Source organism: Azospirillum brasilense (assembly GCF_022023855.1).
GTDB classification, from domain to species: Bacteria; Pseudomonadota; Alphaproteobacteria; order Azospirillales; family Azospirillaceae; genus Azospirillum; species Azospirillum brasilense_F.
Genome location: NZ_CP059452.1, coordinates 151,720 through 172,296 on the forward strand (window position 1 = coordinate 151,720; position 20,577 = coordinate 172,296).

Here is a 20,577-nt window from a genome sequence, read left to right on the forward strand (position 1 = left end):
TCACGCGGCGAAGGGGTGCTTCACCTTGTCCTTCTGGCTCATCAGGTCCTGCGCGCTCGGGAAGCTGGCGACCGCGCGCTCGATGGCCTCCTTGGTGGCGCGGTAGTTGTAGTCCTGGATCTTGGCGTTGTCCTTGGCTTCCCAATGGATGAAGACGCCGACGCAGATGAAGATGTTGTCGATCTCGTCCTGCGGGATGGTGCCTTCCGACACGCAGTCGGCCACGGCCTTGGCGACGGCGTGCTGGGCGGGGCCGAACATCTGCACCGCCTGTTCCGCGCCCTTGATGGTGACCTTGTTGAACAGGATGGTCGCCGGCTTGCACATCAGGTTGGGTGCGACGACCGCGAGAAGGGCGGTGAAGCCGTCCTTGTTGTTGGTCAGCGCGTTGCAGAAGGCCGTTTCCACGGCGCTGCCGCGCGGTCCCATGATCAGGTCAATGTGGGCGACCTCGTTCCCATCACCGACCAGCGATTCGCCGACGAGCACGCGGTTGATCTTCGTGGACTGTCCTCCCCACATCGGCATGTCCTCTCTCCCTAGTGTTGCCGGCGTTCTTCGTGGAGCGCATCTTTTCGAAGAACGTCCGTTATGACGGGCGGCTGCGGGGATTGCATGAGCCAGAACGCAAGGAGGCAACCCACGACAATATCCGCGGTCGTTCCCGGGTTGACGCCATTGTATTTGAGGTCCCGGTCCAGTTCCGCCAAGCGCGATCGCGTTAGCGTGAATGCACGATCCGGGGCCGTGTTTTCCCTCAATTCCGAAGCCCGTGCGCGTAACCATTCAGAACGCTCCCGCCCGTATTTTCGGATGACATGGCTGTCGGGCAGGGTGGCGAGGAATTCGACATAAATCATTTCCGTGGCCTGTTCGAACCCCGCCCCGGCGTCCAGCCATCGCCGCAGGCTCGGCACGCCGGTGTCGAAGATGTCTGCGAAGCCCGTTGCGTATTGACGGGCGATGGTGTCGCGGTCCTGCGCCTCCCGCATGGCGTCGAGCAGGGTCACCCGCGCCGGGGCGTGCACGTCCGCCCCCTCGACGCGGCCCAACCCGGCAGGTTCGGCCAGCGTGATCGCCTGGAAGGCCAGATCGGCATCCGCCACCGTCAGGCTGCCGAGGACATGGCGCAACCGGTCGCGCAAGGGGGCGTCGCCGGGCATCAGCACGGCCTGGGCCAGCGGTGCGGCCAGCAGCAGAATGCCGAGGTTGGTGTTGCAGCCGACGGCGTCCCGCGTGGCGCGGACGGCGGCGTGCAGCCTCTCCCCGACGCCCAGCCCCGGCCGCGCGAGGATGGGCGCGGTCGTCTCGGCGCTGGCGAGGAATTGGGCGACGGTCATGCCATGCCCCTCGGCATGGATGTGGACGTTTCCGGGCTTCAGCGCGCGCAGCTCCAGATGGCAGGCGGCGCGGTAGGCGCCAGCAACGCCGGAGGCCGGATCGGGGGGAATCGGCGCCCAGTCGATCATGCGTCCACCGATCATGCGCCGACGTGTTCCACGAAGTCGGCGGCCAGAGCGTCGGCGATATCCACCGCGCTGACCCGTTGCAACCCTTGCCACGCCGGCATGCTGTTGACCTCCAGCACCAGCCAGCACCCCGTCCGGTCCTGGATCAGATCGACGCCCGCATAACTCGCACCCACCGCCGCGGTGGCGCGGACGGCGAGCGCGGCGGGTTCGTCGTCGGCGGGGGCGGCCTCGCACGCCCCCCCCTGGTGGACGTTGGTGATCCAACTCCGCCCGTGCCGGGTCATCGCGGCGACCGCCCGTCCGCCCACCACGAAGACGCGGCGGTCCCGCCACGCGCCTTCGGTCCGCGGCGGTATGAAGGGCTGGAGATAGTAGACGCCGCCGACCGCTTCGGCGTCGGGCAGCGCGTCGGGTCCGTCCAGCCGTTGCAGGCCGCGACCCTGCGCGCCGAACAGCGGCTTCAGCACCTGATCGGGCGTGCGGTCGAGGAGGCGCCGGGTCGGTTCGGCCTCCTGCGTGGCGAGGGCCGGTGGAGTGGGCAGGCCGGCGCGGGCCAGCAGGAAGCTGGTCATGCTCTTGTCCACGCAGCGCTCGATGGCCCCCGCGCCGTTGCAGACCGGCACCCCGAGGTTGCGCAGCGCGTGGAGCACGCCGAGGCGCAGCGTCACCTGTTCGAAGCTGCCCTGGCCCACCGCGCGGACGAAGACGCCCGCCGGCAGCGTGTCCTCGAAGCCGGGGATCAGCAGACCGGTCGCCGTGTGGCCGACGGCGATCCCGCAGCGCCGCGGCGAGACGCAGCGGCAGGGCAGGCCGCGTGCCTCGATGGCCCGGACCAGCCGCGGCGTGTGCCAGTCGGGCCGCTCGGTGAGGATGAGGGCGGCGCGCTCACCGGACATCGCGGAACGAGCGCTCCACGAGGTTCGGGGCGAGGGTTCCACCGTGGAAGCTGCGCCCGCTGTCCAGAGCGGTGACGGTCACGTGCGCCGGGCTGAACAGCATGGAATCGATGGCGTAGAAGTCCCCCTTCGCCGCCGCGAAAATCTCCGCGAAGGGGCGCCCGTGGTCCCGCGAGGCGGCGGAGGGCAGGCGCTGCGCCAGATCCTCCGCCGCGTCGTCCGGACCGGTGACGTGCAGATGGACGGTGCCGCCGTAGAGGATCGCGTCGTTGGTGCGGCCCATCGCGGTGAGGAAACCGCCGCCCGGCGGGGGAAGCGGCGCCATGCCGATGCCGTCGACGACGCGGTCGAGCGGGAAGCCTAGGGCATGCAGCTTGTGCAGGGCGACCTCCAGCACGCGGGCGACCACCTGGGTGGTCCCGGCGAGGCTCTGCGTCGGGGTGAGGACCAGGGTCAGCCGGTCCGCGGCGATGCCGCAGGTGGTGGCGATTTGGGCGATCAGTTCGGCGGGCGGCACCGCCGTCGCTTCCATGACGAAGGCCGCCGCGTCGGCCGTGTCGCGGTAGGCCAGTTCGTCGAACAGTGCCTCCTGCCGGGCCAACGCGCGGCCGGGGCCGGAGCCGAGCGCGAAGAAGGCGCCCTTTCCGCTGCCGTGGCTGAGGCTCCAGCCGGCATACTGGCTGCCGAGGCAAGCGAGGACCGGCTGCGCGCTGTGGACGGTGACGCCGAACGGCCAGGACGGCAGGCTGGAGATCGGGCCGAACGCTACCCGGCCAAGGCCGCCCATGCACAGCTCGGCGATGCGCCGTCCGGCCTCCAGCCCGCCGGGATGGCCGATCCCGGCATCGACGACGCAGGCCCCGCCGACCCTCTGGATGCCGAGACGGAGCAGCGGGGCATCGGCCACCAGCCGTTCGACCAGCGGCGCCGACAGCGCGGCGAGGCTCGGGCGCGGATCGGACGGCGTTTCCGTGGTCATGGCTGCATCTCCATCGCGGCGAGGGCCGCCAGTTCGCGTTGCCGCCGCTCGGCGTGATGCCGCGCCGCGCCGACGCTTGGGCCGGCGCCGAACACCGTGCAGACCGGCTCGCCGCGCCCGATAGTGACGGGCGCCGCCGGCCGGTCCGCGGTCCAGGCCGGCCAGCACCGGCCCGCCTCGATGCGGAGGGGCGCATCGGCGTAGAGCACCGCGGCGGCCCGGCATCCCGGCAAGGCAGGCAGGCGGTCGGGCAGGCGCCTGGCGCAGGCGTCCAGGTGGAGGGCGAGCAGCGACGGCAGCGGCGGACGGTCGAAGACGTCCAGCGTCGCGCCGGGACGCGGATTGATCTCCAACAGATGAAAGTCCGATCCGGTCACCAGGAAATCGGCGCTGTTCAGCCCGACCAGCTCGAACGCCGCCGCAAGGCGGTTGATCATGGCCGGCACGGTCGCGGTCCAGCGCTCCGGACAGCGCCACGGTCCGGCCGCCCCGCCGTAGCGGTAAGGGCTTTCCGGGGTCGGCGCGGTCCACTGCCGGCTCAGCCCGACGATGACGGCGCGGTCACCGTCCGCGAGGAAGAGGACCGACAGGGCATGACCGGCGACGCGGCGCTGGACGTACCAGCCCGGTTCGGGCCGCGTCCCCGCCGCGGGGGTGATGTGCGCACCGCCGCTGCCGCCGATCCGTTTCCGCAGAAGGTCACCGGACGATCCGTCCAAGGCTGCCCCGACCGGAGGGTGGGAGATGCCGAGCCCGTGCAGGATCGCGGCGAAGCGGAGCGGGTCCTTGACACGCGCCACCACCTCGGGCCGGTTGCCCATCACCGGCCGATCCTCCGCGAGGCGCGCCAGAAGCGCCGGGTCGTCCTCGAAGCCGGCGCCATAGACCAGCGGCAGACCGCGCAGCTCCGCCCGCGCCAGGGCGTCCAGAAGGGGGGCGAATTCCAGGCGCAGCCCCTCGGCGGGCAGGCGCAGGCAGGGCTCGGCAAGCTGCATGGTGTCCAGATCGGCGAACAGATCGATGGACGCCGGCCGCCGGCCGGCGCGGCGGGCAGCGGCGGCCAGTGCCCGCGCCGATAGGGCCGCGACGACGATGTTCGGACCTTCCGCCACCGGCTCAGCCGGCGATCTGGCGGGCGGCGTCGTAGGCATCGCAGAAATCCAGATACACCGCCGACTTCGCCGCGGCGAGGCGCGTCAGCAGGGCGTGCTGCACCCGGAACTTGACCGCGCCGACCGCCAGCGCGCCGACACCGACGCCGCGCCCGCCGGGAAGCGGCGTACCGTTGTCCTTGGGGCCGACCCCTTCGATCCCGGACGGCGGAACCGCGTTGATGTCCGCCGCGACCAGCAGGCGGCCCGCCGCGGCGAGGTTGCGCGCCGACAGGATCTGAACGCCGGCCCGCCCGCAGCCGAACACCACCTCGGCATCGCCGAGCAGCGCTTCCCGAGCCGCGTCGTCGGGCGCGTCGGCGCAGGCAAGCTCCACCCCGAAGCGTCGGCGGAACTCGGCGGCCTTCGGTTCGACGCCCGACAGACCGCGGTGACTGACCAGGGTGACGCGGGCGCCAGCGAGGGCCGCGATCACGGCGGCGATTCCGCCGACCACGCCGGTCGCGCCGAACACCTTGAGGGTCAGCCCCTTGATCCCGTCCGGATGGCTGCGGCGCAGGGCGCGCTCGACGACGGCGACCATGGCGCCGGCCGTCGTGAAGGCGCCCGACGGATCGACCATGACCGAGATGGTGAAGGGCGCGAACATGGCCTTGCGGGCGGCGTCCATCATGTCGAGCGCCAGGACCGCGTCGCGCCCACCGATGAACAGCCCGGTGCGCGCCGCGTTCGCCGGGTCGCGGGAGAACATGGCGTCCTGGGTGATGCCGGTGACCTCTTCCAGCGCGACGCCGGTGTAGGGGAACAGCGGCCCCATGCCGGCGTCCGCCGCCATGTTGACGTCGAAGGCGCTGACGTGCTTCAGCGGCGTCAGCATGTGCAGAACGTAGGGTGCGGCCATGGCGCGCCTCCCGCTTGGCTCGGGTGTGGAGGGGTCAGGAGGCCCGCAGCACCACCCGGTCGGTGGTGGATTCCAGCGTCGCGCCGTCGTTGCGGCCGCGGGCCAGATGGAAGTCCAGCGCGGTCCCCGCCCAGCGGCGCCGCGCCTCCGCCAGCAGGGCCTCGGCCCGCCGGGCGTCGCCGACGATGGCGAAGCCGGTCGGCCCCCAGGACGTCTGTCCGACGCCGGGAATCCCCTCGGCCTCCAGCCACGCCAGCGCGTCGGCCACCAGGGGGCTGGTGAAGCGCCCACCCTGGACCGGGGCGAAATGATCGCCCACCGTGCGTTGCAGCTCGCCCACCGCCTGCCCGAAGCGGTCGGCATCGCCCTCGATCAGGGCCGGAAGCGCCGCCATGACGATCAGGCGGCAGAGATGTCCGGCCCGCTCCGCCGGAAAGGGCGGCAGCGCTTTGAAGGCCTGCAGCTCGGCGGTGCCGTGCAAACCCTGGCCGTCGCGGTGCAGGATCAGCAGCACCCGCCACGCCTCCGGAAAGGGCAGGCGGGCGACGATGGGCGGCGGTGCGTCGTCCGGCCCGCGGCCGCCGTCGAGGATCACGCCACCCTTCTCGAAGGCGCCAATCCCGATGCCGGAGCGGGCGCCGCGCTCCAGCTCCGCGGCGAGGCGGCGGACCGTCGAAGGCCGCCCGTGCAGATGCGCGAGCGCGGTGCCGACCGCCAGACCGAGCTGGGTGCCGGAGCCCAGCCCGACATGCTCGGGAATGGCCTCCTCCACGGTCAGTTCGGCGCGGGCCGGCCAGCGGAAGCGGTCGCAGACCGCCCGCGCGGCCGTCAGCGCGCGCTCCGCCGACGGGCCGCTCGCGCAGAGGCGGTCGGACGGGCGCGCCCGGAGGGTCGTTGCCATCCCGTCGAGCGTCAGCCCCAGGCTGCCGAAACGGCGGCCCAGGCCGCCGTTCATGTCGAGAAAACCCAGATGCAATCGCGCGGGCGCCGTGACCCGCAACTCCCTGACTTCATCGACGCCGAGTGGCATAAGGACCTCACTCGTTTAAGGAAAGTTGCGTCGTTCTTTTGGCTATGATAATCTTGCGTTAAAAAAAGACCCCGATCCAATAGTATATACCTCTTCGGGGTGAGGACTGTTCGGTCACTTCGGGGAGGAAGACATGACCGCGGTTCAGGAAACCACCTATTCCGATACGGAAATCGCTGAGCGACTGCAGCAAATATTGCCGCGGTGGCGGTTCGAGGACGGCTGGATCCGGCGGAAGTACAAGACGAACAGTTGGAAGGGTACCCTGATGGTGATCAACGCGGTCGGCCATCTGGCGGAGGCGGCGTGGCATCACCCGGACCTCACCGCCTCCTACGCCTGGGTCGAGGTGCGGCTGAAGACCCATTCCGCCAAGGGCATCACCGACAAGGATTTCGACCTCGCCCGCAAGATCGAGGAGGTCATCCAGTGGCAGCCCGCCCGTGACGGCGGCGCGCTGGAGGGAACGCCCAAGGACGATCCGCGCTTCGCCTACATCAAGTACGACTGACGGCATGGCGAGCGAGCGACCAATCCCTCATGCCGTCCATCGTGACGTTGTGTGTCCGTTCTGCGGCCTCGGCTGCGACGACCTGACCATCGAGGAGGAACCACCCTCGACGCTGACGGTTCGCTCCACCGATTGCCCGGTGGCGCGCGAGGGATACTCCCGAACGACGGCGGCGGAACCTCCACGCGTCGCGGGCGTCGCGGTGCCGCTGGCGGAGGCGGTGGAGGCCGCGGCCGCGGTGCTGGCGGCGGCGCAGACGCCCCTGGTGGCCGGGCTCGGCACCGACGTCGATGGGGCGCGGGCCGCCCTGGCGCTCGCCGAACGGCTGGGCGCGGTGGTCGATCACGCGCTGTCCGACGGGCTGTACCGAAATCTGACGGTGCTCCAGCGCACGGGCTGGATCGCCACCACCCTGGCCGAGCTGCGCAACCGCTGCGACCTTCTGCTGGTGGCCGGACCGGACCCGGCGGCGCTGCACCCGCGCCTCTTCGAGCGCTGGGTGGCGCCCGCGCCGGCCCTCCAGACACCGCCATCGCGGGAGATGGTGTTCCTGTGCGGCGAACCTCTGGACAGCACGCGCGCTGCTCTTTCGGGTCTTCCCGTCACGGTGCTGGCCGGTGATCCTGCGAAGATTGAGGACGCGGCGGCGGCGCTGGCCGCGTCCTTGCCCGATCCGTCCCGTGCCTCGGGAGCCGCTGGCATCGCGGCCGGCGACATCGCCGCCCTGGCGGAGCGGTTGGTGATGGCCCGCTACGCGGTCGTGGCCTGGGCCGCCGCCGCCTTCGAGGGGCCGCACGCCGACCTGACGGTGGAGCGGCTGGTCCGCCTCGTGCGCGACGCGAACCGCCACACCCGCTGCGCCGGCCTGCCGCTGGCCGGGCACGACAATGTGATCGGGGTCAATCAGGTCTGCACATGGCGCTTTGGAGTGCCGCTGCGCATGTCGCTGGCCGGAGGGGCGCCGCTGCACGATCCCCACCGCTTCGCCTGGGCGCGGTACACGGCCGTGGCGGACGCCGTCGTCTGGGTGTCCGCCTTCCGGCCGGAGGTGCCGGCCTTTCCCACGGGGCAGACCGTCGTCGCGCTGGCCCCACCGGGAACCGCCTTTGCCGACGAACCGGCGGTGTTCATTCCCGTCGGAACGCCGGGCATCGACCATGCGGCCCACGTCTTCCGCAGCGACACAGTGGTCGCCCTGCGCGCGCGGGGCCTGATCGACCGTGGCTTGCCGGACACCGCGACCGTGCTGAAAGCCATTGCCGCCGCCCTGCCGCAGGAGGCCCCCGCATGCTGACGAAACTCGCCGGGGGGCGCATTTACGACCCAGCCAACGGGCGCGACGGCGCGGTGGACGACCTGTTCCTCCAGGACGGGCGGATCGTCGCCGATCCCGGCCCCGGCGCCGCGCCGGACGAGGTCCACGACCTGTCCGGGCGGGTCGTGATGGCCGGCGCCATCGACATCCACAGCCACATCGCCGGGGGAAAGGTCAACATCGCGCGTCTGCTGATGGCGGAGGAGCATCGCGCGTCGGCGCAGGAGCCTTGCGGATGCGTCGGCCTCGCCACCCCGTCCACATACGCCACCGGCTGCCGCTACGCCCAGATGGGTTACACGGCGGCCTTCGAGCCGGCGATGCTGCCGAGCAACGCCCGCCACGCCCACCTGGAAATGGCGGACATTCCGCTGATCGACACCGGCGGCTATCTGGTGCTGGGCAACGACGACCTGCTGCTGGAACTTCTCGCCTCCGGGGCCGGGGAGGAGGCAGTGGCCGATTACGTCGGCTTCATGCTGAACGCCACGCGCAGCCTCGCGGTCAAGGCGGTGAATCCCGGCGGAATCAACGCCTTCAAGTACAACCAGCGCCGCCTCGACGTGGACGAGAACGGCCCCTTCCACGCCATCACGCCGCGCCGCATCCTCACCGCCCTGGCGGGGGCGGTGCAGCGGCTGGGGATCCCGCACCCGTTGCACCTGCACGGCTTCAATCTCGGCGTCCCCGGCAATGTCGAGGCGACGCTCGACAGCATCGCGGCGGTCGATGGCCTGCGGCTCCACCTCACCCACGTCCAGTTCCACGCCTATGGCGCCGAGGGCGACCGGAAATTCTCCTCCGCCGCCGCGCGCGTGGCCGAGGCGGTCAACCGCCGGCCCAACATCTCGGTGGACGTCGGGCAGATCATGTTCGGCCAGACGGTGACAGCCTCGGCCGACACCATGGCGCAGATGAACAACGCCGGGCTCGCCCACCCGAAGAAATGGGTGATGATGGACATCGAATGCGACGCGGGCTGCGGCGTCGTGCCCTTCCGTTACCGCGACAAGGCCTTCGTCAACGCGCTGCAATGGGCGATCGGGCTGGAACTGTTCCTGCTGATTGAGGACCCATGGCGCGTCTTCCTCACCACCGACCACCCCAACGGCGCGCCCTTCACCAGCTATCCCGAGCTGATCCGCCTGCTGATGGATCGCGATTATCGCCTCGCCCGGATGGCGGAGCTGCACCCGGCGTTGCCGGAGCACACCATCTTGGGATCGCTGACGCGCGAGTATTCGCTGGGCGAGATCGCCGCTATGACCCGCGCCGCCCCGGCGCGCATCCTGGGCCTGTCCGACCGTGGCCATCTCGGTCCGGGGGCGGTCGCCGACATCACCGTCTACACCGACCGGCCGGACCGCCGCGCCATGTTCGAGAAACCGGACCTCGTCTTCAAGGATGGCCGGCTGATCGTCCGCGATGGCGTGGTGGTGGCGTTCCTCCAGGGGCGCACGCATGTGGTGGAGCCCGCCTACGATCCGACGATCGAGTCCTGGATGGCGCGCCGTTTCGACGAGCGCATGGGCCAGCGGCTGACGCATTTCCGCATCGCGGAGGAGGAGATCCGCGGCGGCATCGGCCTGATCCGCCACGCGTGTCAGCCCGGATCATTTTGATGGGGGCGTTCTGATGCGGCTCAACGGCGTCCACATCGAGGACACCTTCGCCGAGGCCTTCCCCATGCTCGGCACGCGGCTGGTGATCACCGCCGATACGCCGGCCTGGGTGCAGGCGGCGGTGGTCAGCATGACGGGTTTCGCCACCTCGGTCATCGCCTGCGGCTGCGAGGCGGCACTGGAGCGCGTGTTGCCATCCGATGAAACCCCGGACTCCCGGCCCGGCGCCGCGGTGCTGCTGTTTGCCATGTCCAGGGCGGAACTGGCGAAGCAGGTGGCGCGCCGCGTCGGGCAGTGTGTCATGACCTGCCCCGGAACGGCCTGCTACGCGGGACTGCGGAACGGGCCGACAATCCCGCTCGGCAACGCATTGCGCTATTTCGGCGACGGCTGGCAGATCGCCAAGCGGGTGGGCAGCCGTCGCTATTGGCGCATTCCGGTGATGGACGGCGAGTTCCTGTGCGAGGCGGCCACCGCGGCGGTCGACGGCGTCGGCGGCGGCAACTTCATCATCCTGGCGGCGGACCGCCGCGCCGGGCTGGCGGCGGCGCAGGCTGCGGTCCTGGCGATCCGCGAGGTGCCGGGCGCCATCCTGCCCTTTCCCGGTGGGGTGGTCCGCTCCGGCTCCAAGATCGGCGGCAAGTACAAGGGCATGATCGCCTCCACCAACACCGCCTTCTGCCCGACGCTTCGGGCGGCGGTGCCGGCGTCTCTGGTGCCGGAGGGGGTGGAGTCCATCCTTGAACTGGTCATCGACGGCGTGAACGAAGCGGCGGTCGGCGCCGCCATGCGCGCGGGCATCACCGCGGTCGCCGGCCAAGGCGCCACGGGTGGCGTGGTGTCGGTCACCGCCGGCAACTACGGCGGCAAGCTCGGCCGCTACCAGTTCCGCCTGCACGAGGTGATGGCATGAGCGGCGTCATCCTCACCACGCGCGATCCTTCTGGTCCGCCGATCGACATGACTGGCGTCCTGCCCGAACGACTGATTGAGGGCGGGCGGGAGGCGCTGGCCAGGCTGATGCTGGTCCGTGGGCGGGGGCGTCACCGGTTGGACGCGCTGTTCACGCTGGAGGACGGCGGCCCTCCCGGTACCCTGATCCTGCGTCCCGGCGGCGCGATGCTCGACGGAGTGGGGGCGGGCATGACCGCCGGGGATCTCCAGGTCGAGGGGGAGTGCGGCGCCTACGCTGGCAGCGCCATGCGCGGTGGCACGCTGACCGTCGCGGGGAGCTGCGGCGCCTTCGCTGCCGCCGGGATGGTCGGCGGGTGCCTGCGCGTCGCGGGCGATGCCGGGGACTTCCTGGGGGCGCCGCTGGCCGGTGGCACGCGTGGCATGAGCGGCGGCTCCGCCGTCGTCATGGGCAACGCCGGGGACCGTGTCGGCGAGCGGATGCGCCGTGGCCTGATCGCCGTCCACGGACGGGTGGGGAGCCTGTGCGGCGCCCGGATGATCGCTGGGACCATCGTCGTCGGCGCCGGTTGCGGTCCCGATGCGGGGCAGGCCATGCGGCGCGGTTCCATCCTGCTGTCCCAAGCGCCGGATGCTGTTCCGTCCGGCTTCGTCGATGGCGGCATGAACGACTGGCTGTTTCTGGACCTGATGCGGAAGGAGCTGATCGATGGCGGGGCTTGGCCCAGTGGATTCCCAACCGCCGGAACCCGTGCCCGGCGCCTTATCGGCGACCGGTCGGCTGGAGGAGTTGGAGAGGTGCTTATCCTTTCGACGGCGTAGCGGGCGCACTCCCGTGAGCCGGGCCGGCGCCCTTCTGACCATTGCCGCAGCGCTCCTGTTCGGAGCCCCGGCCTGGGGTGCCGATCCGCTGGAGGTCCGCATCGGCTATCTGACCCGCGCGGAGGAGCTGCGGATTCCACAGACCTTCCTCGAACCGGTGTCGGAGGACGAGGGCGTCCAGGGCGCCCGCCTCGCCATCGCCGACAACAACACGACCGGGCGGTTCCTCAATCAGCGCTTCGATCTGGTCGAGGTGACGGTGCCTGAGGACGGGCGCGTCGAGGACGCCGTGCGCGACCTCGCCGGGCAGGGCGTGCGCCTGCTCGTCGCCGACCTCAAGGAGGATGCGCTGCTCGCCGCGGCGGCGGCGCCCGAGGCGGGCGACATGCTGATCTTCAACACCCGCGCCCCGGACGACGACCTGCGCAACGAGCGCTGCCGCGCCAACCTGCTGCACGTGACGCCCAGCCGGCGGATGCAGGCCGACGCGCTGGCCCAGTATCTCGCGTCCCGGAAATGGATGAACTGGCTGCTGGTGGTCGGGCGGACGCCGCAGGACGCCGCCTACGCCGACGCGGTCCGCGCCGCCGCCAAGCGCTACCGCGCCAAAATCATCGAGGAGAAGCGTTGGACGTTCGAGGACGCGAACCGCCGCGTCGACACCGGCCACGTCACCGTCCAGTCGGAAATCCTGACCTTCACCCAGGGCACCGAGCATGACGTGCTGGTCGTTGCCGACGAGGCGGACGGGTTCGGCGAGTATCTGCTCTATCAGACGTGGCTGCCCCGCCCGGTCGTCGGCACCCATGGGCTCGTCCCGACGGCGTGGTCGCGCGTGCATGAGCAGTGGGGGGCGACGCAGATCCACAGCCGCTTCGAACGGCAGGCCGGACGCTGGATGCGCCCGCGCGACTACACCGCCTGGATGGCCGTCCGCGCGGTGGGCGAGGCGGCGACGCGCACCAAGTCCGCCGACCCCGCGGCGCTCGCCGCCTTCGTGCGCGGCCCGGACTTCACCCTGCCGGCCTTCAAGGGGCAGGGGCTGACCTTCCGCGACTGGGACGGGCAGCTTCGGCAGCCGGTGCTGCTGGCCGGGCCGCGGGTGCTCGTCTCGGTGTCGCCGCAGCCGGGCTACCTGCACCAGTTCTCGGAACTCGACACGCTCGGCGACGACCGCCCGGAAAGCCGGTGCCGCAACCGCTGAGAAGAGCCCCGGCAGGGGGCAACCATGGGAGGGAACGTGATGTCGTTAACCGGAGGAGCCGCCCGGATCGGCGCGTTAGCGCTGCTGGGCTTCGCCGTCGCCCAGCCCGCGCAGGCGGACACCATCTTCGTGTCGAACGAGAAGAGCAACACCATCTCGGTGGTGGACGGCGGCAAGCTGCAGGTGGTCGCCACGATCAAGGTCGGCCGCCGGCCGCGCGGCATCACCTTCAACGAGGACATGACGCAGATCTTCGTCTGCGTCGGTGACGACAACCGGATCGACGTCATCGACGTGGCGACCCAGAAGGTCGTTGACCGGCTGCCCTCCGGCCCCGATCCGGAGCTGTTCGTCCTGGACCCGCAGGGGCACCGGCTCTACGTCGCCAACGAGGACGACAACATGGTCTCGGTGGTCGACATCGCGAGCAAGAAGATCATCGGCGAGATCCAGGTGGGGGTGGAGCCGGAGGGCATGGGCGTCAGCCCGGACGGCAAGATCCTGGTGAACACGTCCGAAACGACGAACATGGCCCATTTCATCGACACGGAGTCGCACAAGATCATCGACAACGTGCTGGTCGACGCGCGCCCGCGCGTCGCCCAGTTCACGGGAGATGGGCGGTTCGTCTGGGTATCGTCCGAGGTCGGCGGAACGGTCAGCGTCATCGATGCGGCGTCGCGCAAGCTCGTCCATAAGATCAGCTTCGCGGTTCAGGGCGTCCCGCGCGAATCCATCCAGCCGGTCGGCATCCAATTGACCAGCGATGGTCAACGCGCCTTCGTCGCCCTCGGCCCGGCCAACCGGGTCGCCGAGGTCGATGCCAAGACCTACGAGGTGAAGCGCTACCATCTCGTCGGCCAGCGTGTGTGGAATCTGGCGCTGTCACCGGACGAGAAGCGCCTCTACACGACGAACGGCGTCAGCAACGACATGTCGGTGATGGACCTGGAGCGCGGCCGGGTCGTGAAGTCGATCTCGGTCGGCGGCGCGCCTTGGGGCGTGATCGTCAAGCCGTGATGGGGGGCTTTCCAAATCCCCTCTCCCCTCTGGGGAGAGGGCTAGCAGGCGAGCGCAACGGCTCCCGGCGATGGAGACGACATGGATTGCTTCGAAACGGCGCCACCCGACCCGCAAGCCCGTTCCGGTGACGCCGCGGCGGAACCGGTCCTGGCGGTCGAGGGGCTGAGTCACAGTTTTGGATCGCGGACGGCGCTGGACGGCGTGTCGTTCGGCGTCCCCGCGGGGCGGTTCACGGTGTTGCTGGGGCTCAACGGCGCCGGGAAGACGACGCTCTTCTCCCTGATCACGCGAATCTACAACACCCGCCAGGGGAGCATGCGGGTCTTCGGCTTCGACATGCGCCGGCACCCGGCCCAGGCGCTGGCGCGCATCGGCGTGGTGTTCCAGCAGCCGACGCTCGACCCGGACCTGACCGTCATCCAGAACCTGCGCTACCACGGTGGGCTGCACGGCTTGGCGTCCGCCGACATAGAAGCCCGGGCAGGGGAGGAACTCGCCCGCATCGGCTTGGCCGAGCGCGCGGACGAGCCGGGTGCGCACCCTGTCCGGCGGGCAGCGGCGGCGGGTGGAGATCGCCCGCGCGCTGCTGCATCGCCCGAGCCTGCTGCTGCTGGACGAGCCGACCGTCGGGCTCGACATCGAGCTGCGCCGGCAGGTCCTCGACCATGTGCACGACCTCTGCCGGGAGCGCGGGCTGGCCGTGCTCTGGGCGACCCACCTGATCGACGAGGCGCGCGACGGCGACGGAGTCGTGGTGCTGCACCGCGGGCGCGTGCTGGTGTCCGGGCTGGTGGATGAGGTGCGCGCCGCCACCGGTACCGCGACTTTGGATGATGCCTTCGCCCGCCTGACGGCGAAGGGGGTGGTGGAATGAACGCGACGCTCTATTGGCGCTGCCTGCGTGCGGTCATCGTCCGCGAAGGGTTGCGCTTCGTGCACCAGCGCGAGCGGTTCTTCGCCGCCCTGGTGCGGCCGCTGGTCTGGCTGGTCATCTTCGCGGTGGGCTTCCGCGCGGTGCTCGGCCTGTCGATCATCCCACCTTATGAGACCTACATCCTCTACGAGGATTACGTGACGCCGGGGTTGGTGGCGATGATCCAGCTCTTCAACGGGATGCAGAGTTCGCTGTCCATGGTCTACGACCGCGAGATGGGCAGCATGAAGACCCTGCTGGTCAGCCCGTTGCCGCGCTGGTACCTTCTGGTCTGCAAGCTGCTGGCCGGCGTTCTGGTGTCCATCGCCCAGGTCTACGTCTTCCTCGCCATCGCTTGGTTCTGGGGCGTCCAGCCGCCGGAACTCGGCTATCTCGCCGTGCTGCCGGCCTTGGTGCTGAGCGGGCTGATGCTGGGCGCGCTCGGCCTCCTGCTGTCCTCCTTCATCCGGCAACTGGAGAATTTCGCGGGCGTGATGAACTTCGTCATCTTCCCGATGTTCTTCGCCTCCTCCGCGCTCTACCCGCTGTGGCGCATCCGCGAGGGCAGCCCGACGCTCGCCTGGATCGCCGGGATCAACCCCTTCACGCAGGCCGTCGAGCTGATCCGCTTCGCTCTGTATCTGCAATTCAACGGCACGGCGTTCCTGGCTGTCACCGCGTGCCTCGTGCTGTTCCTCGGGGGGGCGATCCTCGCCTACGACCCTGGACGGGGGTTCTGGGCCCGCCGCGGCGGGCCGGCGGAACAGGGGTGACAGGACGAGCGGAACCGCCCCCGGCGACCTGCGGTTGATGGAGCAGACGACCGTCCGGTCATCCCGCCGGGCGGGCACGGGTGGAGGAAACGTCATGACGGGAAATTCCGACAAGACTCAGGACCAGCCTCGCGGCGAGAAGAGCGTTCTCGGCAGCGAGCAGGAATTCAAGAAGGACCAACCGCAGGACGCCGGGCGGGATGAGCGGGCGAAGGAGGACATCGGCCGCATGGGCGAAGCGTCCCGCCAGAACCGCAGCACGAAGGACGCGGGTTAGCAGCGCCCGATCTTTCCCATATTCGTCCAACATCATGCCGGAGGACAGGTCCATGAAACATCTGCACATCCTGGCCGGTGCGTCTCTGCTGGCCCTCGCGTCGGCCGCGGCGGCGGTTCCGGCGTCGGCCCAAAGCACGGGCGGCGCGATGCCTCAAGGCTCGGGAAGCCAAAGCTCCAGCCCTTCGACCGGCGCTCTGCCGGACAACTCCCTGGCTGGGCAGCGACAGGGCACCGTCGGCGGCTCGGTTTCCCAGGGCGGCGGACAAGGCGGCACGTCCGGCACATCCACGCCTGACTCGCCGGCGTCCGGTGCGTCGGGCGGTTCCACGAGCGGCACCGGCGCTCTGCCGGACAACTCCCTGGCCGGACAGCGGCAGGGCACCATCGGTGGCGGCTCGGTGTCGCAGGGCGGCAACGCCACCTCCCAGCCGCCGAAGCAGAGCACCGGGCAGTAGTGGGTCGCGCGTTCAACCGGTGAGGGGCTGCTCCGGGACGGCGTCGCGGACCGCGGCCAGCGCGGCCGGGTCCAACGCGCTGCCCCGGTCGGCACCGGCGCACAGCGCGGTGCGGAAACCGAGATAATCGGGTGCGAGCGGCAGCAATGCCGGAATGTCATCCAGGCGCAGTGAACCGGCGAGCCCGGTCAACAGGCCGTAACCGCGTGCCTGTGCCAGGAAGCGCGCCAGTTCGTCCTTCGTCTTGTGCCGCAGCAACCCGCCGGAGGCTTTTCCCGCGGTGTCGAGCATGGCTCCGGCGAAGCCGGCTTTCGCGATATCAGGAAGCAATGTGCCGGGGTCGGTCCAAAGATCGGCGAACAGCACGGCGACGATGCGGGTGCCCCGCCGGGCCTCCGGCGCCAGCGCGGCCACGCAGCCCACCGGATCGCCGGACGGAAACAGGCCGATCTTCACGTACTCGACCCCGCAGGCCGAGGTTTCGGCGACGCGCCTCGTCACGGCCGCAGGGACCATCGGCAGGTCGCCCACCGTGGCGCTCAGCGGCGCGCGGATGAGCCATTGGCGGGCCGTATCGACGGCGCGGACAATGCCGTCCAGCGGCCATGCCCCGAGCGCGCCTGTTTTCGGGTCCTTCAAATCCAGAATGTCCGCACCCCCCCGTGCGGCGAGCGTCAGTTCCTCAAGGGACGCAACGCTGGCGAGCAGCCGGGTCATGGTGCCTTCTCCCCGTTTGCCCGGTGATCGGCGATGCGGTCGAGCAGCCAGCCCCACGCCTCCAGTTCCATGGGACCGGCGGTCTTGCCGATGGCGATGGACAGATAGTCAATTTCGCGGTCGATCTTCTCGGGCGGCAGGAGATGCAGGCGGCTGACCAGGATCGCACCCTCCACCACGGCGGCCTGCGCCCGGTTGAAGCCGCGGAAGGGGCGGTGGGTGGCGCGATGCACCGGCCGGCAGTCCAGGCGCGGGCGCACCCCGTCGTCCTCCACCGCGGCCACTTCCAGTTCCTCATGCGCCAGCGCCCCGGCGAGTACCGCGCCACGGATGCGCTCCGCCGGGACGGTCGGCCAGTCGCGTTGCCGCCCGGTGACGCAGCCGGCGAACACCCGGACGTCGTCGGTGAAGTTCACCACCGCGCAGCGCGTGGCGAGCAGGTTGTCGAGCGTGCGTGATGGGCGAAAGGGGGCCAGGACATAGCCGGTCTCGGTCACCGTTGCCCCCATGGGAGCGATGTGGACGTTGCCCGCCGCGTCGCTGCTGGTGATGATGGTTTCGCGGATGAAGGTCACGTCTCGCGCCCCCCCGTGCCGTCCGGCGCGTCCACCGCCACGCCCCAGCGCAGTTCGTTGTCCTGGCTGTAGCGCTTGCCGAGTTGCCATGCGATCTGCGCGCGCGCCAGCTCCGCCCCGAGATAGAAGGCGTGCCCCATGTCGGTGCGGGGATCGATGTGCGGGAGCAGGGCGAAGGGATCGCCGGCCACATGGTGCCCATCGCGGTTGTAGAGATGGAGCCCCTGTTCCGTCACCTCGATCCGGTAGTTCGGGTCGCGGATGCGGGCGGCGAGGTCGGCCACCTGCTCCGGCGTGCTGGTGAAGGGCTTGCGGTCGCGCAGGCAGAGCAGGGCGTCGCCAAAGTTGCGGGGCAGGGCGCCGGCCTCTGCGGCGGCGAGGAACTGGCGCCGCGCCGCGTCGAACTCGCGGATGGTCCGGCGGCAATGGGGGCTGACCTGCACCGTCAGGATGTGGTCGATGCGCAGTTCGGAGACGATCCCCATCAGAAGCGCGGTCATCCCCGGCGTGTCGGCGTCGGTCAGTTCGGTGACGTTGCCGATCCCCATCAGGATTTCCAGGTCGGGGTGGCGCGCCCGGACCTTGCGGTAGCGGAGCAGGGAGTCGGTGAAGCCGTGATGGATCGGCTCCAGGATCGGGTCGGCGATGCAGCGCCGACCCTCGCCGCGGACCGCGTCCAGCGCGCGGTCGAGCGACGGCAGATCGCCCGGCGTGGTGGGGATGACGATGGGCACCGCGTCGGTCTCGCGGGCGACCCAGGCGGTCTCCTCGGTCAGGCTGAGCAGGTAGGAAGCGCCCGCCGCGGCGCCGCGCAGCAACTCCTTGGGATCGAGGGAGTCGACGCTGACCGTGTGGCCGGCCTCGCGCAGCGCCGTCACCGCCTCCTCCAGATGGGGGAAGGGATGGTCGGGCAGCCCGCCGAGGTCGATCACGTCGGCCCCGTCCGCCGCGAAGCGGGCGGCGCGCTCCAAGATCGCCGGCACGCCGAGCAGCGGCGCCTCGACGATCTCGGCGAAGATCCTGGTGCGGTAGCGGCTGAGATCGAGCGGGGCGGCCTGACGCCGGAAATGCTGGGGCAGATCATCCAGCTCGTCCGGACCGCGCTCGAAGGGCACGCCGAAATGGGCGGACAGCCGGTCGAGGTCGCCGCGGAAACGCCCCGGCAGCAGGACGAGGTCGGCCCCCTCGGTCGAGGCGAGGCGGCGCAGCACGATCTCCGTCGTCGCCAGCGCCGCGACCTTGATGCCGAGATTGACCACGGTGGTCTGGAACTCCAGCGGCTCCAGCGCGGCGAGCACATGGCGCAGGCGCGGTTCGGCCAGCGCGCCAGTCAGGAACAGGACGTGCTTGGGGCGCTCAGCCATCGGCATCCTGTTGATCGACGGGCAGGGCAAGGTGGGTGCCGCACGGGTTGCCCTGGTCCAGCGCCTTGGCGAAGCGCCGGTGCTCGTCCCGCGACACGCACCAGACGGCCCCGCCGTAGCGCGCCATGCGGTCCGGCAAGGCCGGATCGACGATGCCCTCCGTTACGAGCTGCGTCACGGGAGTGACGGCGTCCGGCAACGGGGCTGACTTGACGAGGACCGCGCAGGTGGCACCGAGCGCACCGGCCAGCCAGACCGCCAGACTGTCGGACGTGACGTCCCAGCTTTCCGCCACGTCGGCGCTGTCCGCCAGGGGAAGCGGCATCCAGACGGTCGGGCCTGGCCGGCCGCGCAGATCGGCGAGGCTGCGGGCGGGGGACAGCCGCGGCTCCAGGTCGACCAGGGCGGTTCCGTACTGCTCCATGGCGAGCAGGGCCATGCGGTGCGCGGCGCGGTCGCCGAAGCCGAGCGCCGGCTGGGCGTCGCGGACGGCCTCGGCGAAGGGGCCGCCGCCAGGGACGATCACGACGCGCAGCCGGCGCGCCGCGGCCAGGATCTCCAGCCAGCGTCGCAATTCGGGGGCGCGCCACAGGCTGCCGCCCAGCTTCACGACCCACAGTGGCGCGCTGCTCATGATCCCGTTTGCGCTCCCTCGGGGCGGGTGCGTTCGATCACCACGCCGACGCCGCCGGATTCCGGAACGACATCCAGCTTCTCCACCTGCACCCGCGCGCGGGTCACATCCGGGTTGGAGAAGCACAAGGCGAGAATCCGGTCGCCCAGCGTCTCGACGAGGTTCACATGGGCGCCGTCGCGCAGGGCGCGGATGCCGTCGATTAGGAAATCGTACGACAGCACCTCGTCCAGGCTGTCGGTCATCGGCCGGTCAGGCCAGGGCAGCGTCAGCGAGACGTTGATCCGGACGCGCTGCGTGCGGTCCTTCTCCTGGTCCCAGACGCCGATCCTGAACTGGTCCACATAGTCGCGCAGCGTGATGTCGTAGTACCGGACGCGGCTCGCCGCCGGGCGGTACGGCACATAGGAGAGCAAAGCGTCGTCGGCCAAGCGATCCTCCTCCCCGTGTCGGACGAAGGTTGGCTCCCCCGCCTCGGATGTCGTCAGGGTTCGTCACCGGTCGGACGGCGGCGCGGCCAGCAGGCGGTGGCGCAGCAGCCAGTCGACGCCGCGCCGCCATGACCGCTCGTTGTCGCCGCGGATGTCCGCGTTCGCGACGGCGATGATCTCGCCGTCTCCACCGCCATCTCCGGTGCGGCGCATTATAATCTGCATGTTGAGGATCAGCGTGCTGATCTTATGGATGAAACCCGTCACCACGATGTCCGCGCCGGCCCGGCGCCCGAGGTCGCGTTCGCAGCCGTTGCACCGATAGAGCGACGCCGGCACCTCCGCGGCGACGGCGCTGTCGCGAACGCCGGTCACCTCGTAACCGCCATCCCTCAGCCCATCGCGCAGCAGAGCCGTGACCCGCTCCAGCCGTCCGGCATGGTCCGGATCGGAGGGTTCCCGGCTGGTGTCCACCAGTTCCAGATCGAAGACCAGAACCTTGGCCGGCGTCTGCGCCGCCGCCGGGACCGCACCGCTCAACAGCAGCAGGAACAGGAGCGCCATCGCGGCGAATTCCGTTGGCCTCATCCGAATGCGTGGATGGGCAAGGGCGCCCGATATCCGGCAGACTCTCATC

Annotated in this window: 23 protein-coding genes and 1 pseudogene; 11 read left to right on the plus strand and 13 right to left on the minus strand. The window is 70.4% G+C overall.

The genetic code is table 11. The features are described from left to right. Genes fae through H1Q64_RS27310 form a run of 7 tightly spaced genes read right to left on the minus strand, consistent with a single transcriptional unit; the run spans position 1 to position 6,315 of the window. Positions 1 to 528, minus strand: a complete 528-nt coding sequence (gene fae, locus H1Q64_RS27280; protein ID WP_162471583.1) for a formaldehyde-activating enzyme — start codon at positions 526 to 528, stop codon at positions 1 to 3. An 11-nt stretch (positions 529 to 539) separates the two neighbouring features. Next, on the minus strand, positions 540 to 1,484 hold the full coding sequence (locus tag H1Q64_RS27285) for a triphosphoribosyl-dephospho-CoA synthase (protein ID WP_237907556.1): 945 nt from the start codon (positions 1,482 to 1,484) through the stop codon (positions 540 to 542). Continuing rightward, positions 1,481 to 2,368 carry a RimK family alpha-L-glutamate ligase gene (locus tag H1Q64_RS27290; protein ID WP_237907557.1) on the minus strand — a complete coding sequence of 296 codons (888 nt, stop codon included), beginning with the start codon at positions 2,366 to 2,368 and terminating at the stop codon, positions 1,481 to 1,483. The genes H1Q64_RS27285 and H1Q64_RS27290 overlap by 4 nt, the downstream gene beginning before the upstream one ends. Next, entirely contained in the window at positions 2,358 to 3,347 is a 990-nt protein-coding gene (gene mch, locus H1Q64_RS27295) for a methenyltetrahydromethanopterin cyclohydrolase (RefSeq protein WP_237907558.1), read from the minus strand. Before mch ends, H1Q64_RS27290 begins: the two co-directional genes overlap by 11 nt. Beyond that, positions 3,344 to 4,498, minus strand: coding sequence for an ATP-grasp domain-containing protein (locus H1Q64_RS27300; protein ID WP_237907559.1), 1,155 nt, complete (start codon positions 4,496 to 4,498; stop codon positions 3,344 to 3,346). Before H1Q64_RS27300 ends, mch begins: the two co-directional genes overlap by 4 nt. Next, positions 4,464 to 5,360, minus strand: coding sequence for an NAD(P)-dependent methylenetetrahydromethanopterin dehydrogenase (locus H1Q64_RS27305; RefSeq protein WP_237907560.1), 897 nt, complete (start codon positions 5,358 to 5,360; stop codon positions 4,464 to 4,466). The genes H1Q64_RS27300 and H1Q64_RS27305 overlap by 35 nt, the downstream gene beginning before the upstream one ends. Before the next feature lie 34 nt (positions 5,361 to 5,394). Further along, on the minus strand, positions 5,395 to 6,315 hold the full coding sequence (locus H1Q64_RS27310; RefSeq protein ID WP_237907561.1) for a beta-ribofuranosylaminobenzene 5'-phosphate synthase family protein: 921 nt from the start codon (positions 6,313 to 6,315) through the stop codon (positions 5,395 to 5,397). 208 nt (positions 6,316 to 6,523) lie between these two features. Here H1Q64_RS27310 and H1Q64_RS27315 point away from each other — a divergent pair, with 208 nt between their 5' ends. The 11 genes and pseudogenes from H1Q64_RS27315 to H1Q64_RS27365 all read left to right on the plus strand — a co-directional run bounded on the left by H1Q64_RS27315 (position 6,524) and on the right by H1Q64_RS27365 (position 16,219). Then, positions 6,524 to 6,901 carry a 4a-hydroxytetrahydrobiopterin dehydratase gene (locus tag H1Q64_RS27315; protein WP_137142413.1) on the plus strand — a complete coding sequence of 126 codons (378 nt, stop codon included), beginning with the start codon at positions 6,524 to 6,526 and terminating at the stop codon, positions 6,899 to 6,901. A gap of 49 nt (positions 6,902 to 6,950) precedes the next feature. Further along, positions 6,951 to 8,195: a formylmethanofuran dehydrogenase gene (locus H1Q64_RS27320; RefSeq protein ID WP_237907562.1), complete on the plus strand. Its 1,245-nt coding sequence runs from the start codon at positions 6,951 to 6,953 to the stop codon at positions 8,193 to 8,195. Beyond that, on the plus strand, positions 8,189 to 9,838 hold the full coding sequence (locus H1Q64_RS27325; protein ID WP_237907563.1) for a formylmethanofuran dehydrogenase subunit A: 1,650 nt from the start codon (positions 8,189 to 8,191) through the stop codon (positions 9,836 to 9,838). Before H1Q64_RS27320 ends, H1Q64_RS27325 begins: the two co-directional genes overlap by 7 nt. Before the next feature lie 13 nt (positions 9,839 to 9,851). After that, on the plus strand, positions 9,852 to 10,751 hold the full coding sequence (gene fhcD, locus H1Q64_RS27330; protein WP_237907564.1) for a formylmethanofuran--tetrahydromethanopterin N-formyltransferase: 900 nt from the start codon (positions 9,852 to 9,854) through the stop codon (positions 10,749 to 10,751). Continuing rightward, positions 10,748 to 11,572, plus strand: coding sequence for a formylmethanofuran dehydrogenase subunit C (locus H1Q64_RS27335; protein WP_237907565.1), 825 nt, complete (start codon positions 10,748 to 10,750; stop codon positions 11,570 to 11,572). The genes fhcD and H1Q64_RS27335 overlap by 4 nt, the downstream gene beginning before the upstream one ends. A gap of 13 nt (positions 11,573 to 11,585) precedes the next feature. Then, positions 11,586 to 12,776 carry an ABC transporter substrate-binding protein gene (locus H1Q64_RS27340; RefSeq protein WP_237907566.1) on the plus strand — a complete coding sequence of 397 codons (1,191 nt, stop codon included), beginning with the start codon at positions 11,586 to 11,588 and terminating at the stop codon, positions 12,774 to 12,776. A 39-nt stretch (positions 12,777 to 12,815) separates the two neighbouring features. After that, positions 12,816 to 13,796, plus strand: a complete 981-nt coding sequence (locus H1Q64_RS27345; RefSeq protein WP_237907567.1) for a PQQ-dependent catabolism-associated beta-propeller protein — start codon at positions 12,816 to 12,818, stop codon at positions 13,794 to 13,796. Between the two features lie 81 nt (positions 13,797 to 13,877). Continuing rightward, positions 13,878 to 14,673 (plus strand): annotated as a pseudogene (locus H1Q64_RS27350) (ABC transporter ATP-binding protein). Then, positions 14,670 to 15,485 (plus strand): ABC transporter permease, encoded by an 816-nt coding sequence (locus tag H1Q64_RS27355; RefSeq protein ID WP_237907568.1) that lies wholly within the window; start codon positions 14,670 to 14,672, stop codon positions 15,483 to 15,485. Before H1Q64_RS27350 ends, H1Q64_RS27355 begins: the two are co-directional and overlap by 4 nt. Positions 15,486 to 15,579: 94 nt before the next feature. Further along, the gene (locus H1Q64_RS27360) at positions 15,580 to 15,762 is read left to right on the plus strand and encodes a hypothetical protein (RefSeq protein ID WP_237907569.1); all 183 of its coding nucleotides are present in this window, start codon (positions 15,580 to 15,582) and stop codon (positions 15,760 to 15,762) included. Positions 15,763 to 15,814: 52 nt separating this feature from the next. After that, the gene (locus H1Q64_RS27365) at positions 15,815 to 16,219 is read left to right on the plus strand and encodes a hypothetical protein (RefSeq protein WP_237907570.1); all 405 of its coding nucleotides are present in this window, start codon (positions 15,815 to 15,817) and stop codon (positions 16,217 to 16,219) included. Between the two features lie 12 nt (positions 16,220 to 16,231). On the opposite strand, the gene H1Q64_RS27370 is transcribed toward H1Q64_RS27365, so the two are convergent. The 6 genes from H1Q64_RS27370 to H1Q64_RS27395 form a co-directional block, all read right to left on the minus strand. Then, positions 16,232 to 16,936 (minus strand): (5-formylfuran-3-yl)methyl phosphate synthase, encoded by a 705-nt coding sequence (locus H1Q64_RS27370; RefSeq protein ID WP_237907571.1) that lies wholly within the window; start codon positions 16,934 to 16,936, stop codon positions 16,232 to 16,234. Beyond that, on the minus strand, positions 16,933 to 17,511 hold the full coding sequence (locus H1Q64_RS27375) for a DUF447 domain-containing protein (RefSeq protein WP_237907572.1): 579 nt from the start codon (positions 17,509 to 17,511) through the stop codon (positions 16,933 to 16,935). The genes H1Q64_RS27370 and H1Q64_RS27375 overlap by 4 nt, the downstream gene beginning before the upstream one ends. Continuing rightward, entirely contained in the window at positions 17,508 to 18,875 is a 1,368-nt protein-coding gene (locus H1Q64_RS27380; RefSeq protein WP_237907573.1) for a DUF6513 domain-containing protein, read from the minus strand. Before H1Q64_RS27380 ends, H1Q64_RS27375 begins: the two co-directional genes overlap by 4 nt. Next, positions 18,868 to 19,509, minus strand: a complete 642-nt coding sequence (locus tag H1Q64_RS27385) for an aspartate/glutamate/uridylate kinase (protein ID WP_237907574.1) — start codon at positions 19,507 to 19,509, stop codon at positions 18,868 to 18,870. The genes H1Q64_RS27380 and H1Q64_RS27385 overlap by 8 nt, the downstream gene beginning before the upstream one ends. Next, the gene (locus H1Q64_RS27390) at positions 19,506 to 19,940 is read right to left on the minus strand and encodes a dihydroneopterin aldolase (protein WP_237907575.1); all 435 of its coding nucleotides are present in this window, start codon (positions 19,938 to 19,940) and stop codon (positions 19,506 to 19,508) included. The genes H1Q64_RS27385 and H1Q64_RS27390 overlap by 4 nt, the downstream gene beginning before the upstream one ends. Positions 19,941 to 20,003: 63 nt before the next feature. Continuing rightward, positions 20,004 to 20,504, minus strand: a complete 501-nt coding sequence (locus tag H1Q64_RS27395; protein WP_237907576.1) for a DUF3280 domain-containing protein — start codon at positions 20,502 to 20,504, stop codon at positions 20,004 to 20,006. Positions 20,505 to 20,577: the final 73 nt, after the last annotated feature.

Bases quoted from the DNA above. Each gene is read 5' to 3' on its own strand.
- fae (WP_162471583.1), bottom strand. From the start codon at position 528: ATGCCGATGTGGGGAGGACAGTCCACGAAGATCAACCGCGTGCTCGTC.
- H1Q64_RS27285 (WP_237907556.1), bottom strand. From the start codon at position 1,484: ATGATCGGTGGACGCATGATCGACTGGGCGCCGATTCCCCCCGATCCG.
- H1Q64_RS27290 (WP_237907557.1), bottom strand. From the start codon at position 2,368: ATGTCCGGTGAGCGCGCCGCCCTCATCCTCACCGAGCGGCCCGACTGG.
- mch (WP_237907558.1), bottom strand. From the start codon at position 3,347: ATGACCACGGAAACGCCGTCCGATCCGCGCCCGAGCCTCGCCGCGCTG.
- H1Q64_RS27300 (WP_237907559.1), bottom strand. From the start codon at position 4,498: ATGCCTACGACGCCGCCCGCCAGATCGCCGGCTGAGCCGGTGGCGGAA.
- H1Q64_RS27305 (WP_237907560.1), bottom strand. From the start codon at position 5,360: ATGGCCGCACCCTACGTTCTGCACATGCTGACGCCGCTGAAGCACGTC.
- H1Q64_RS27310 (WP_237907561.1), bottom strand. From the start codon at position 6,315: ATGAACGGCGGCCTGGGCCGCCGTTTCGGCAGCCTGGGGCTGACGCTC.
- H1Q64_RS27315 (WP_137142413.1), top strand. From the start codon at position 6,524: ATGACCGCGGTTCAGGAAACCACCTATTCCGATACGGAAATCGCTGAG.
- H1Q64_RS27325 (WP_237907563.1), top strand. From the start codon at position 8,189: ATGCTGACGAAACTCGCCGGGGGGCGCATTTACGACCCAGCCAACGGG.
- fhcD (WP_237907564.1), top strand. From the start codon at position 9,852: ATGCGGCTCAACGGCGTCCACATCGAGGACACCTTCGCCGAGGCCTTC.
- H1Q64_RS27335 (WP_237907565.1), top strand. From the start codon at position 10,748: ATGAGCGGCGTCATCCTCACCACGCGCGATCCTTCTGGTCCGCCGATC.
- H1Q64_RS27345 (WP_237907567.1), top strand. From the start codon at position 12,816: ATGTCGTTAACCGGAGGAGCCGCCCGGATCGGCGCGTTAGCGCTGCTG.
- H1Q64_RS27355 (WP_237907568.1), top strand. From the start codon at position 14,670: ATGAACGCGACGCTCTATTGGCGCTGCCTGCGTGCGGTCATCGTCCGC.
- H1Q64_RS27360 (WP_237907569.1), top strand. From the start codon at position 15,580: ATGACGGGAAATTCCGACAAGACTCAGGACCAGCCTCGCGGCGAGAAG.
- H1Q64_RS27365 (WP_237907570.1), top strand. From the start codon at position 15,815: ATGAAACATCTGCACATCCTGGCCGGTGCGTCTCTGCTGGCCCTCGCG.
- H1Q64_RS27370 (WP_237907571.1), bottom strand. From the start codon at position 16,936: ATGACCCGGCTGCTCGCCAGCGTTGCGTCCCTTGAGGAACTGACGCTC.
- H1Q64_RS27380 (WP_237907573.1), bottom strand. From the start codon at position 18,875: ATGGCTGAGCGCCCCAAGCACGTCCTGTTCCTGACTGGCGCGCTGGCC.
- H1Q64_RS27385 (WP_237907574.1), bottom strand. From the start codon at position 19,509: ATGAGCAGCGCGCCACTGTGGGTCGTGAAGCTGGGCGGCAGCCTGTGG.
- H1Q64_RS27395 (WP_237907576.1), bottom strand. From the start codon at position 20,504: ATGGCGCTCCTGTTCCTGCTGCTGTTGAGCGGTGCGGTCCCGGCGGCG.